12 protein-coding genes are annotated in these 12,263 nt (G+C 51.8%); 4 read left to right on the forward strand and 8 right to left on the reverse strand.

Going from position 1 to position 12,263, the window contains the following annotated elements:
• Window positions 1–12 precede the first annotated feature (12 nt).
• The 3 genes from ACLBLI_RS07985 to ACLBLI_RS07995 all read left to right on the forward strand — a co-directional run bounded on the left by ACLBLI_RS07985 (window position 13) and on the right by ACLBLI_RS07995 (window position 1,945).
• Window positions 13–669, forward strand: a complete 657-nt coding sequence (locus tag ACLBLI_RS07985) for a TetR family transcriptional regulator C-terminal domain-containing protein (RefSeq protein WP_414830563.1) — start codon at window positions 13–15, stop codon at window positions 667–669.
• Entirely contained in the window at window positions 662–1,591 is a 930-nt protein-coding gene (gene puuE, locus ACLBLI_RS07990; RefSeq protein ID WP_414830564.1) for an allantoinase PuuE, read from the forward strand. Before ACLBLI_RS07985 ends, puuE begins: the two co-directional genes overlap by 8 nt.
• Before the next feature lie 99 nt (window positions 1,592–1,690).
• Window positions 1,691–1,945: a DUF3862 domain-containing protein gene (locus ACLBLI_RS07995; RefSeq protein ID WP_414830565.1), complete on the forward strand. Its 255-nt coding sequence runs from the start codon at window positions 1,691–1,693 to the stop codon at window positions 1,943–1,945.
• A 217-nt stretch (window positions 1,946–2,162) separates the two neighbouring features.
• On the opposite strand, the gene ACLBLI_RS08000 is transcribed toward ACLBLI_RS07995, so the two are convergent.
• Window positions 2,163–3,494: an NCS2 family permease gene (locus tag ACLBLI_RS08000; RefSeq protein ID WP_414830566.1), complete on the reverse strand. Its 1,332-nt coding sequence runs from the start codon at window positions 3,492–3,494 to the stop codon at window positions 2,163–2,165.
• 288 nt (window positions 3,495–3,782) lie between these two features.
• Between ACLBLI_RS08000 and ACLBLI_RS08005 the strand changes: the two genes are divergently transcribed.
• Window positions 3,783–4,781 carry an adenosine deaminase gene (locus ACLBLI_RS08005; RefSeq protein WP_414830567.1) on the forward strand — a complete coding sequence of 333 codons (999 nt, stop codon included), beginning with the start codon at window positions 3,783–3,785 and terminating at the stop codon, window positions 4,779–4,781.
• A gap of 155 nt (window positions 4,782–4,936) precedes the next feature.
• On the opposite strand, the gene ACLBLI_RS08010 is transcribed toward ACLBLI_RS08005, so the two are convergent.
• The 7 genes from ACLBLI_RS08010 to ACLBLI_RS08040 all read right to left on the reverse strand — a co-directional run bounded on the left by ACLBLI_RS08010 (window position 4,937) and on the right by ACLBLI_RS08040 (window position 12,054).
• Window positions 4,937–5,305, reverse strand: a complete 369-nt coding sequence (locus ACLBLI_RS08010) for a hypothetical protein (RefSeq protein WP_414830568.1) — start codon at window positions 5,303–5,305, stop codon at window positions 4,937–4,939.
• Window positions 5,306–5,346: 41 nt separating this feature from the next.
• Window positions 5,347–6,579, reverse strand: coding sequence for an allantoate amidohydrolase (locus ACLBLI_RS08015; RefSeq protein WP_414830569.1), 1,233 nt, complete (start codon window positions 6,577–6,579; stop codon window positions 5,347–5,349).
• 1 nt (window position 6,580) lies between these two features.
• Complete coding sequence (locus tag ACLBLI_RS08020; RefSeq protein ID WP_414830570.1) at window positions 6,581–7,798, reverse strand: pyridoxal-phosphate-dependent aminotransferase family protein; 1,218 nt, start codon at window positions 7,796–7,798, stop codon at window positions 6,581–6,583.
• A gap of 9 nt (window positions 7,799–7,807) precedes the next feature.
• Window positions 7,808–8,626 carry a sulfite exporter TauE/SafE family protein gene (locus tag ACLBLI_RS08025; RefSeq protein ID WP_414830571.1) on the reverse strand — a complete coding sequence of 273 codons (819 nt, stop codon included), beginning with the start codon at window positions 8,624–8,626 and terminating at the stop codon, window positions 7,808–7,810.
• A complete protein-coding gene (locus ACLBLI_RS08030; RefSeq protein WP_414830572.1) occupies window positions 8,626–10,215 on the reverse strand; it encodes a gamma-glutamyltransferase family protein in 1,590 nt (529 codons plus the stop codon). The genes ACLBLI_RS08025 and ACLBLI_RS08030 overlap by 1 nt, the downstream gene beginning before the upstream one ends.
• A complete protein-coding gene (locus tag ACLBLI_RS08035) occupies window positions 10,212–11,372 on the reverse strand; it encodes an amidase (RefSeq protein ID WP_414830573.1) in 1,161 nt (386 codons plus the stop codon). The genes ACLBLI_RS08030 and ACLBLI_RS08035 overlap by 4 nt, the downstream gene beginning before the upstream one ends.
• 118 nt (window positions 11,373–11,490) lie before the next feature.
• Complete coding sequence (locus ACLBLI_RS08040; RefSeq protein ID WP_414830574.1) at window positions 11,491–12,054, reverse strand: DUF924 family protein; 564 nt, start codon at window positions 12,052–12,054, stop codon at window positions 11,491–11,493.
• Window positions 12,055–12,263: the final 209 nt, after the last annotated feature.

Raw genomic sequence — 12,263 nt, forward strand, 5'->3', positions numbered from 1 at the left:
TAAGACGTACTCATGACAATACAACGCGTAGCCGACGCAGGTATCGGCGCGAAAAACCGTTCGTTAATCGTAGCGGCGGCTGAAAAGTCTTTTGCACAAAATGGCTTTAAAGGCACATCGGTTCAGCAAATTGCCGACGAAGCCGGACTACCGAAAACCAATATTCTGTACTATTTCAAAACCAAGCAGGAACTGTATATGGCAGTGCTGCAGGAAACCCTGGCGCTGTGGAATTCGCACTTCGATCAGGCTACGGTTGAGGACGATCCAGCGCAGGTTCTGGCCAGTTATATTGCAGAGAAAATGGAGTTGTCGCGGACGCGGCCATTGGCGTCAAAGATTTTTGCGCTGGAAATCCTTAATGGGGCCCCCAATCTCACTGGCTATTTCGACCAGGATCATGCTACCTGGATGCGTGGTCGTACGGATATTATTCAGGCCTGGATTGACCGCGGCAAGATGAGAGCGGTGTCTCCGGAGTACCTGTTGTTTACTATCTGGGCCAGTACTCAGCACTATGCGGATTTTTCTGCGCAGATAACACGGCTTCGCGGTAAAAAAATGCTGAAAGCCGATTTTAATGAAGCAACCTGTGAGCTGGTACATCTGGTACTGGCGGGCTGTGGACTGCAGGTTCCCGAGGCATACAGGAAATCAGATAATGCATGAACCCACGTCATCCTATCCAAGAGACTTGATTGGCTACGGCAGTACGCCACCGCATCCAAAATGGCCTGGCGGTGCACGCATCGCGGTTCAGTTTGTGCTGAATTTTGAAGAGGGGGGTGAAAACTGCGTGCTGCATGGTGACAGTCACTCAGAAATCTTTTTGTCTGAGATTATTGGCGCACAAGCGTATCCTGACCGTCACCTTAGTATGGAGTCTATTTACGAGTACGGCTCACGCGCCGGATTCTGGCGGCTTCACCGCTTATTTACGGAAAAGCAGTTACCACTGACCGTATTTGGTGTGACTATGGCGATGCAACGTCATCCTGATGCGGTGCAGGCTATGAAAGAGGCTGGCTGGGAGATTGCCAGTCATGCTATGCGCTGGATCCATTATCAGGATATGGATATTGACCAGGAGCGTAAGCAAATTGACGACGCCATTTTATTGCATCAGTCACTGACAGGCAGTAAACCCGCAGGTTGGTATACCGGTCGCACCAGCCCCAATACACTGAAACTTATTGCCGAGCGTGACGATATTTTGTATTGCGCCGATTCTTACGCCGATGATTTACCTTATTACGACAGACATTATGGGAAACCGTTGCTAATGGTGCCCTACACGCTGGATACCAATGACATGCGATTTGCCACGCCGCAGGGGTTCAACAGTGGTGAGCAGTTCTATCAGTATTTAAAAGATGCCTTTGATGTCCTGTACGATGAGGGAGCCTCCCAGCCTAAGATGCTCTCTATTGGCCTTCACTGTCGCATTGTTGGACGCCCGGCGAGACTGGCTGCATTAAAGCGATTTATCGAGTATATTCAAAGCGTCGATAATGTGTGGGTAGCGACCCGCGAAGACATCGCACGTCATTGGAAAAGCCATTTCCCGGCTGACGCAGAGGACAGCCTTTGACAAGGTGCGGCTGAATGACATTGTCTTTGCTCAATCAGCCGCAGGAATACGCTTACATAAGCATTATCTCAGGCGAACTGTTTAACTTCAGGAGACAGCATGAAAAACCGTATTATCACTCTGGCACTGGGCGCACTGCTACTTGCCGGTTGCTCAAAACTTAATAAAGAAAACTATGACAAGCTGGAAACCGGCATGAGCCAGGCAGAGGTGGAAGCGGTTATTGGCGCAGCAGATAACTGTAGTAAAAGCCTGGGCACAGTAAGTTGTCTGTGGGGTGATGAAAATGGCAAGAACGTAAAAGTTGTGTTTATGGCGGATAAAGCGATCGGGTTCTCTTACGACGGTTTGTAATTCCAGTCTTTTCTTTCCGTGCGTTAATTTTTACCTGTTACGCCTCATTTTTGTTTAAAAGCCTGAGCACCACTCAGGCATTTAAGTTCAGACTACACGCGTTGATTACGTTTAACTACGTAATGTCTGAACAGCAAATAGAACGGGGCAAGTAACGACAAGAATAAACCCACCCCAAGTCCTACAATTACGCCCTTTCGGGGTGACCCCGGCCAGATTACTTTAAATCGAAAATGTATCTGAGTAAAAACACCACAGCCAGTGCATAGGTAATAGCGCTGACGTGGCGATATCGGCCTGTCCCCATCATCACGCCCACATACGTGATGATGCCCAGCGCAATACCCTCTGAAATGCTGAATGTCAGCGGCATCGCCAGTAGCGCCACAGAAGCAGTGGCCAGGGCACCGACATCGTCGAAGTCAAGCTGTCGGATCGAGTCCATCATTAAAATGCCCACCATCAGCAGCGCAGGCGTGGTTGCCATCAGTGGGATCACTTTCATGAGCGGCGTCAGAAACAGTGCCGCAACAAAACACAACGCCACCACAATGGCTGTCAGGCCCGTCCTTCCCCCGGCAGATGCTCCGGCTGCACTTTCCACATAACTGGTAACCGGAGAGGTACCCAATGCGGCGCCAGCAATACTGGCGGTGGCATCAGCCGTCATCGCACTACCTATTTTGGGAAGTTTGCCGGATGGCGTAAGCAGGTTAGCGCGACGCGAAACACCAATCAGCGTGCCAATCGTGTCGAACATATTGACAAACATCAACGCAAATATCAGATCCCAGGTCTGGGAAAAATGTTCAATAGGGTACCAGATATCCATGGCAAAAAAGGTGTCTGAAATGGGTTCTGGCATGCCTATAATCGCGTCTGGAGTGGGGGTTAACGTACCACTTTCAGTGGGAATAAAAGCCCCGATCGCAGTTAACAGCACAATTGATAGTAAAATGCCGCCGGTTACTTTTTTCATCACCATGACAATAGTAAAAAGAATACCTGCCAGCGCCAGTAGCACGGCCGGGTCAGACAGGTCCCCCAGCGTCACGAATGTGGCTGGGTGATCGACAACCAGCCCGGCATTTTTTAACCCGATAAATGCGATAAACAGACCGATACCACACTGAACGCCTATTTTCAGCTCAGCCGGTATTGCCTCGGCAACTTTGGTTCTTACGCCGGTTAGTGTCAAAAGCAGAAATAACACACCATTCCAGAAAACGATCCCCAGCGCGGCGTCCCAGGGGATGTCCCGCGTCATGCAGATGGTGTAGGCGAAAAATGCATTGAGACCCATACCCGGCGCCAGTGCGATAGGGTAGTTGGTCATTGCTGCCATCAGCAACGTGCCGATGCAGGCTGCCAATGCGGTAACAGTGATTAACCCTGCCACCGGCATACCGCTCAAGCCTAAGATGCCGGGGTTAACTACCAGAATATATGACATGGCGGCAAAGGTTGTCAGCCCGGCGATGCACTCTGTTTTTATTGTTGTGCCATGTGCCTCAAGCTTAAACCAACGCTCCAGATAATGATTAAGCATAGATGTTGTCTCAGAACTCGTTTCGTTATTATTATGTGGCGAGGAAGTAGCAATAACCTGACCATGTAGTCAGATTGTTGGTGTGTTTTGTGCTATTACTGTAGCAATGTCAAAAATAATCACGTACTTCATGCCATGTGCCGGTAGTTCCGCTACTGTCATCACAGGCATCACGCCAGCTAGCCTAAGCATACTCTGCTTCGCGCTCGCTGCCCAGAGTACACTAATTGCACCTCGCTGGTGATTCTGCATTACAATTGTGCATTACCTGCGGTCAGGAGAGGGAATATGTCGCTAACATCGTTATTATCGAGGATGCCTAAAGCAGAGCTTCATCTGCATATTGAGGGAACGCTGAGTCCGACACTGATGTGGCAGCTTGCCAGCAAGCACGGTGTTACCTTGCCCTATGAGAGTGTCGAAGATATTGAAGCCGCTTATCGCTTTGAAGACCTTCAGAGCTTCCTGGATCTTTACTATCAGGGCGCAGACGTACTTCGCGATGAGGAGGATTTTTACCAGTTAATGATGGCGTATCTGACTAAGTGCCATGACCAGCATATTGTCCATACAGAGATGATGTTCGATCCGCAAACTCACACCGAACGTGGAATAGGCTTTGACGTATTTATGCCTGGCTTTTTGCGCGCGATGAAAGAGGCAAAAGCGCAGTGGGGCATAACCGGTTATCTGATCCTGTCATTTTTGCGCGATATGTCGCAGGAGGCCGCGTTTCAGACGCTCAGAGAGGCAGAACCCTGGTACGAGAATATCACAGCGTTTGGCCTCGACAGTGCTGAAGTAGGCCATCCTCCGGAAAAATTTAGAGCCGTGTTTGACAAAGTCCGCTCACTTGGGTTTAAGGTGGTTGCTCACGCGGGTGAGGAAGGGCCGCCGGAGTATATCTGGCAGGCAATTGAGCTGTTGAAGGTAGACCGAATTGATCATGGTGTGCGTTGCCAGGAGGATGATGCCTTGATGGCGCTGATTCATCAGCAGCAAATCCCACTGACGGTATGCCCGCTAAGTAATCTGAAGCTTTGTGTTATTGACGACATGAAGCACCACAATATTCTGCAATTGCTGGAGGCCGGGTTGCTGGTTACGGTGAACTCTGATGATCCCACGTACTTTGGTGGTTATCTGGATGACAACTTTCGCGCATTGGAAACCTCATTAGCAATGAGCGAAACCCAAATGAAAGCGCTGGTTATCAATGGGTTTAAAGGCAGTTTTCTGCCTGAGGCAGAGAAGCAACGCTGGATAGAAAAGGTGCAGGCAATCTGATGTTCACTGCCTGTACTTGTACAGCGTCGAAGAAAGAAATGGATTCGCCGTACTGCTGCTAACCGACTGGTAATTGTCCCACCATGGCGCTGCTGTCCTGGAGTGCAGCAAACCGGTCTGTTATCAGGTTTAGCGGCGACCGGCAGTACTAAGTATCAGGCAATGTGGGTATCGGCGGCCAGGGTCACAAAGATTGAGTGGCGAATCTCGTTGTCGAGAGCCTTTGAGCAATGTCCTTCGCCCTCGGTATCCTCAAGCAGCACCACATCACCAGTACCAAAAATGCGACGTTCGCCACCAGAGACGGTAAATTCAGCGCGGCCTTTTATGATAAACATTAGTTGCCTGGCCGGCGCGGTGTGCCATTTAAAGTCGTAATCTGCAGGGGTCTCGCGGAAAATGATTTTGTCAGCCGCAAATTTTTCTGAAAGCAGCCCGATAGGGCCACCGTCAGCAAGGGGAACGTCTGCATAGCCAAAGTGGCTTTTGCCGTGTTTGTCATGATAAATACGTGGAATTTTCAAATGTGTGATCCCTGAAGTAAAACGAGCTTTTGCTGGTCACCCTAAAACGACAGGTGTTTTACCATGTGATGCAGCACTGCCAGACTGGCTGCGACATCGTCCTGCGTGATAGATTCAAGCGGGTGATGACTTATGCCTCCCTTACACCGTGTAAACAGCATCGCTACCGGGCAAATATCCGCCATTGCCATCGCATCATGCCCGGCGCCGGAAGGCAGCGAGAAGGGCGATACGCCGCATGCGCTGGTTGCTTCTAACATGGCTTGCTGAAGATGCGGTGCGCACCTGATTGCACCGGCGTCGTGAGTCACGTGGTGAGAAAGCGTAACGCCATGCTGTATTGCCAGTTTGCTAAGTTCATGCAGGATGTGTTCAAGCGCAGTATCGCGCCGGTGATTATCGTCACTGCGAATATCCAGCGTAAATGTAGCGTACCCGGGGATCACGTTAACGGCGTTAGGTTTGACAGTCATGCTGCCAACTGTCGCCACCACGCCCGTGTACTGTCTGACAGTGTGCTGAATGCACAACACCATCGCTGATGCGGCGCACAGTGCGTCCTGTCGCATTTCCATTGGTACGGTTCCGGCGTGTCCGGCCATTCCGGTCACTTCAAATGCCAGTCGTCTGGCACCGGCAATACCAGTTACTGTTCCTACCGGCAAGTTGTGCTTTTCGAGCACCGGCCCTTGTTCGATATGCAGCTCCAAATAGGCCAGCACGTCCTTACCGGATATTGTTGCCTGCGATACCTTATCGAAATCGAGTCCAAACTGCTGCATCGCTTCTTCCAATGCTATGCCATCAGCGTCTTTCATACGGCGCCAGTCAGCTGGCCATTTGCCCGTTAATGCCCGGCTGCCTAACAGTGTACTGCCAAAGCGCGTGCCTTCCTCATCACCGAAACCGACTACGTCCAGATGAAAGGGCAGAGCATGGCGCTCGCCTTTCAGTAATGCGGCTATGGTTATTGGCGCCAGTACGCCCAGCATACCGTCATATTTACCGCCATTAGGTACGGTGTCCAGGTGACTCCCAAAGATAAGCCTTGGCGCTTGTGGTACAGCCGATTCGAGCCGACCCCAGATATTGCCGGCTGCATCCTGCCAGGTACCCATTCCTGCTTCATTCATCCAGTTCGCAGTGAGCTGGTTGGCCTGACGGTGCTGTTCAGTCAGATAGCGCCGATCTAAAAACTTATCACTCTGGGATACCGAACCGAGCATTTCCAGGCGTGCCATCGTAAGCGCTGCTGCATCATCATAATTGCTCACTTCAGGCTCCACGGTAAGCGGCAAGGGCGGCGTCAACGGCCGCGCCGGCGTCTACAGCGAACCCTGCGCGTCGTAACACGGTTTCGAGTGACTGAAGGGTATGGTACACGGCATCTTTCCTGGCGTTGTAGCCCATGGTACCGATGCGCCAGATTTTACCTTTAAGCGGACCGAAACTGGTGCCAATTTCAATATTGAAGTCGTGCAGAAGCTGATGACGTATCGCTTCTCCGTCCATGTTGTCGGGAATATAGACACCTACGACATTGTGCATTTTATGCCTGAGATCACCAAACGGGGAGAGGCCCATTGCCTGCACTCCTGCTAACATGGCGTCTCCGGCCAGCTTGTGACGCTGGATGACGTTGTCATGGCCTTCATCCAGCAGAGTAATGGCACACTCTCTTGCACAGTAGAGCATGCTGGCAGCCTCGGTATGATGATTCAGGCGCTCTTCGCCCCAGTAATCCATGATCATACCGAGATCAAAATAGTTAGAGCGTATTCTGGGGCCGGGCGCATCTTCATGGTGGGCGTCGCGTATTCCGGCTTCTACATGATGCCGCCGTCGAACGGTATCAACAAAACGCTGACTTAAGGTAATTGGCGCGCTTCCTGAGGGACCGCCCAGACATTTTTGCAGGCCAACCGAAACCGCATCCAGCTGCCAGCTGTCTGTTTCAAGCGGGTTTCCGCCAATTGACGCGGTGGCATCGCAGTAGAACAACACATCATGCTTACGACACAAGTCTCCGATGTCAGCTAATGGCTGCAGCATGGTGGTGGAGGTATCTCCCTGCACAATGGCCAGCAGTTTGGGCTGTACCTTTTTGATAGCGTTTTCAATCTGCTCGGGCTCGAACACTTCCCCCCAAGGCACCTCGATGGTATGGACTTCTGCATCGGCACGTTCAGCAATTTCCGCCAGCAAGTGCCCGAAACGACCAAAAATAGGTACCAGAACTTTATCACCTGGCTCAATGGCAGATATCATTACCGCTTCAATACCCGCACGGGATGTGCCGTCGATAAGCAGAGTTTGCTGGTTTGACGTATGAAACACCTTCCGGTACAGCGCCATCACCTCATTCATATATCCCGTCATCACCGGATCGTACTGGCCAACCAATTGGGTGGACATGGCTGACAGCACGCGCGGATAGCAGTTGATGGGACCCGGTCCCATGAGCAGGCGTGGCGGAGGGGATAACGGCGACATGATTAACTCCTAAAGTGCAGCCTGCACGAGCATGCGCAGGCCAGTGATGATAAGAACAACGGCAAACACTTTTTTCAGCATGGCCGCATCCAGCTTTGCGGCAAGTGCAGCGCCTAGCGGGGCAAACAGCACTGTTAACGGGACAATACAGATAAATCCGATGAGATTGACAAACCCATACGTCCCTGGCGGCGCATCTGTCGGTGTGTTGCCTGCTACCAGCAGTGTCAGCGCCGCCGGCAGCGAAATGATCAGGCCGACAGCGGCGGCGGTGCCTACAGCACGGTGCGCCGGATAGTTACAAAAAGTCAGGGTGGGGACGGTAAGTGTGCCGCCTCCGATCCCTACCAGCGAGCTGAACAGGCCAATGGCAGTGGCGATAACACGCTGCCCGATTTTGCCTGGCAGCGAGGAAAATAAAGCGTCCTTTTTGCCAATCAGCATATTCAGCGCGGATAATGTGGCGATGACACCAAATAAAATGGTGAGATAATTCCCATCAATGCGGGTGACAATAACGCTGCCTGCGAGCACACCAATTAGAATAAAAAACGCCCAGGCTTTGAGCAGGGCAAAATCAACATTCCCTTTACTGTGATGAGCACGAATAGAGCTGACAGAGGTAGGAACAATGGTGGCCAGCGACGTAGCCGTGGCAACAACCATGGCGGTGTCGGCAGAGACGCCCAATGCCTGAAACAGAAAATACAGCACCGGTACAATTACGATACCACCGCCAACGCCGAGCAACCCAGCGAGTAAGCCGGCAAAAACGCCGGTACCGATGAGTGAGAGAACCGTGGTCAGATTATTGGCTACCCACTCCATTAACGATTCTCCGCTTTGCCAATATTTTCAAAAAAGGCTTTACCGTCGCTACGCGGATCGGTGGCTGCCTCAACGGCACCATCAGGATGGCGCACTACCGCACCGGCGTGACCCATTAATTCGTTACAGGGGTCAACCACAACCATATCGTGGCCCCGTTCCCGAAGCGCGTCACCAACATATTCATCCAGATCCCGTTCTACTTTCAGGTTGTGGCTTTGATCACCCCAGGTCCGGCCGAGTAACCAGCGGCCAAGCGTGATAGCTTTTTCCAGTGGCTGGTTATGGTAGATGTGTCTGGCAAAAATGGCGGCCTGCGTTTGCGGCTGTCCTTCTCCACCCATGGTACCGTAACTCATTCTTCGTCCGTCACTGAGCTCTGCGAAAGCCGGATTGAGCGTGTGGAAAGGGGCCCGTCCCGGCTCCAGCGCCTGCAAGTCGGCCGGATCCAGCGAAAACGAGGTACCGCGGTTATTCCATACAATGCCTGTGGAAGGGCTGACGATGCCGCTGCCGAATTCCCAGTAGAGCGACTGAATGTAACTGACCATTCTGCCTTTAGCATCACAGGCACCCATCCAGATGGTGTCGCCGGGCTTCGCGACATGCGGCCAGGGTTGTGCCTTATCTATCGCGATATGTGCGGTCATGGCATCCAGTGCGTCTGCACTAAGCAATGCAGAGAGCGGGCCTGATAAGCGGCCTGGGTCTGTCACATATTGGTTTCTGGCAATAAATGCCTGCTTAGTGCACTCGATGAGCAAATGCACCATATCGGCGTCTGAATTACCCAGATGTTTAACCCGGTCGTAAAGTGCCAAAATGATCAGAGACGCTACGCCCTGAGTTGGTGCGCCAAGATTAAACAGTGTCCCGGCACCGGTTGTTACCTGTAACGGTTCGCCTGTACGGGCCTGATAATCATGAAAGTCGCTTAGGGTAATGGGTGACCCGGCATCAGCAAGATCCTTGGCCAGCATGGTCGCAAGATCGCCGCGATAAAAATCATCTAATCCAGCTTCCGCTAACCGCTGCAGGGACGCTGACAACGTCTGGAGTTTTAAAATTTTCCCTTTTTTGAGTGCTTTGCCTTTGATTAGGAAAGGCGAAAAGGCCTCTTGAGCACCCAGCTCGTCAAAGGTTTTCAAACTGGCGTCAGATAAGCTTTGGGTAACTTCAATTCCCCAGTTCGCCTGACTGATCGCGGTGTTCAGCAATTCAGTTAACGGAATGCCTGACTGCCACCGATGACTGATATCCAGTGCTTTTTGCCAGCCAGACACCGCGCCAGCCATAGTCAGTGCGGCTTTTCCACCTCGACTGGGAATGGCATCCATCCCAGCGTAAAAGTCTGGTGTTGCCTGTTTCGCTGCCACGCCTGCTGCGTCGATGGTTACCGGCGTCTTACCCGGTTCGCTAATCAGCCAGAAACCGTCTCCGCCAAGTCCATTCATATGCGGGTATTCCACCGCAATCGAGGCTGCCGCAGCGACCATGGCTTCAATCGCGGTTCCACCGCGTTGTAGAATGTTTTGTCCTACCTGAGAGGCGGCATAATGAGGTGCAGTAAATCCAATTTGATGCTTCATTGTGAGTATTCCATAAGCCAGCGGGCATAGCTGATTAGTGCAAGATCACTGCCTTTTTTTCCAATCAGAGACAGGCCGCATGGGGCGTTGTGTAGAGTAAAAAGGGGCAAATGCAGTTGTGGCAGTCCGGCAAGCCCGGCAAACGCGGTCAGCGAAAGCAGTCGTTGTCGGTACGCTGCCAGAGAGCTGGCTGGCGCATCCATACGCGGGGCGATGCCCGGCGTTGTGGGTACCAGGATCGCATCTGTCTGCGATAACACCTTTTCCAGTCTTTCTGCAATTTGTTGTTGCGTGCTTTTTGCACGCTGTATTTGTTGTGTTGTGATGGTCATGCAAGCGTCAAAACGCTGTTGAATATCGTCAGCGAAATCAGGACAGCATTGGCTTATCCACTCGCCATGCTCGTCGCGTATTTCTGCGCCTTGCAAGATCCTGAAGGTCTCGGCAGCACTCATTGCATCAGCGTCCAGTGACGTATCGTGTGTAAGCGAAATGTTGTTCAGCCCGTCTGTCCACTGCCGAATAAGATCGGCATGGACACAGCATCCAAGCAAGGTGTCGGCCAGAGTCAGACGTGGCTGCAGCGGCTCAAGCATTGGCGCGTCGCATAACACCCGCATGGTGCTCGCCAAAGTTGACAAATCCTTCGTCATCACACCAACCGTATCAAAAGACGGCGCTAGCGCAACCATATTGTCGCGCGCAATCAGATCGTGGGTAGTGCGCAAGCCAAATAAATGGTTGTAGCTTGCCGGCACCCGGATTGAACCACCGGTGTCGGTTCCCAGGCCAATATCTGCTTCATTTGCGGCCACGGCCACAGCCGATCCCGAAGAGGACCCGCCGGGCAGTCTGTCCGGTGTGACCGGATTAACCGGTGTACCGTAGTGTTTGTTTTGTCCATTCAGACTATAGGCCAGCTCGTCAGTGATAGTTTTACCCACATAGCTGGCACCATGCGCAAGCAGGGTTTCAATAACCGATGATGTTGCCTGCGGGATGGGGTGCGTCTTACTCCAGGTGGGATTGCCTGCCGTCGTTGGCATACCTTTTATCGCAAACAAATCTTTTACCGCCAGACGCAAGCCTGCTAACGAGTCCGATATCGAGGACACGGCATAGGGAAACGGTTCACGCTGAACAAAAGGTGAAGTCACGGCAAATCTCTGGAGAAAAACAGATATAACAATAAAACACCCGTCACGCCCTCAAGTCAAGTAAAATAGGGCGTTTTCGAGTCAAAACCTGACCGCTTGGTCAGTCTGTTGTCAGTGCTTAAAACGACGAGCCTGGTGTTGCGAGAAACTGCGATTCTTCTTCGGTTGAATCTCGTCCCAAGATCTCATTTCGATGGGGGTATCTGCCAAACTGCAAAATAATATCACGGTGGCGACGTTCAAACTCCAGTTGTGTCTCGAGGCCGGGAACAGCAAAGAGCTGCATCGCAACATCATGGACAGCTGCCGATTCACTGTGCATAAAAGGCAAATAAAGAAAGGCTTTTTCTGTGGGTGTCAGCGAGGCATCAGCATTTACGCTGACGGCTTCCTGAGCCAGACACAACGCCACTGCATCCTGCGCAAATGCAGCAGGTTTGTTGCGGTATATATTGCGGGAAAACTGGTCAAGCACAATAATTTCCGCAAGCCGACCATGTGGAGTTGCCCGCCACGGCCAGAGTTCACAGCGGGATGCGGCTTTGTGCAGTGCGCCAAACTGAGACGCAATCATAGCATCGATGTTTGGATCTACACTGAACCAGTCTTCTTCTGTTAATTCTTCAAACCAGAATGAAAGTACCTGGCTGGCATCTTCCATGGGAACATGAATATTCTCCATCTGTGTTTTCTTCCTATTTGCAAATCGTACAGATTCCTGTTCACACGCCACGTGACGAGCAACATTGTCGCCTCCACTTCGCATTGGTTGCAAAACCCGCGTATAAACTGACGTTGGTAAAACTCATGTATTCAGCAGCATTATGATGCGTGGGCCCGTCGCACGCGTCGCTCATCCGCCTGTACTGCCTGAATATACTGTCATTCCAT

This window comes from Alteromonas sp. H39 (assembly GCF_047556435.1).
GTDB lineage: Bacteria > Pseudomonadota > Gammaproteobacteria > Enterobacterales > Alteromonadaceae > Alteromonas.

Excerpts from the sequence above, each read along its gene's own strand:
- ACLBLI_RS07985 (WP_414830563.1), top strand. The coding sequence starts at position 13 with ATGACAATACAACGCGTAGCCGACGCAGGTATCGGCGCGAAAAACCGT.
- puuE (WP_414830564.1), top strand. The coding sequence starts at position 662 with ATGCATGAACCCACGTCATCCTATCCAAGAGACTTGATTGGCTACGGC.
- ACLBLI_RS07995 (WP_414830565.1), top strand. The coding sequence starts at position 1,691 with ATGAAAAACCGTATTATCACTCTGGCACTGGGCGCACTGCTACTTGCC.
- ACLBLI_RS08000 (WP_414830566.1), bottom strand. The coding sequence starts at position 3,494 with ATGCTTAATCATTATCTGGAGCGTTGGTTTAAGCTTGAGGCACATGGC.
- ACLBLI_RS08005 (WP_414830567.1), top strand. The coding sequence starts at position 3,783 with ATGTCGCTAACATCGTTATTATCGAGGATGCCTAAAGCAGAGCTTCAT.
- ACLBLI_RS08020 (WP_414830570.1), bottom strand. The coding sequence starts at position 7,798 with ATGTCGCCGTTATCCCCTCCGCCACGCCTGCTCATGGGACCGGGTCCC.
- ACLBLI_RS08025 (WP_414830571.1), bottom strand. The coding sequence starts at position 8,626 with ATGGAGTGGGTAGCCAATAATCTGACCACGGTTCTCTCACTCATCGGT.
- ACLBLI_RS08030 (WP_414830572.1), bottom strand. The coding sequence starts at position 10,215 with ATGAAGCATCAAATTGGATTTACTGCACCTCATTATGCCGCCTCTCAG.
- ACLBLI_RS08040 (WP_414830574.1), bottom strand. The coding sequence starts at position 12,054 with ATGGAGAATATTCATGTTCCCATGGAAGATGCCAGCCAGGTACTTTCA.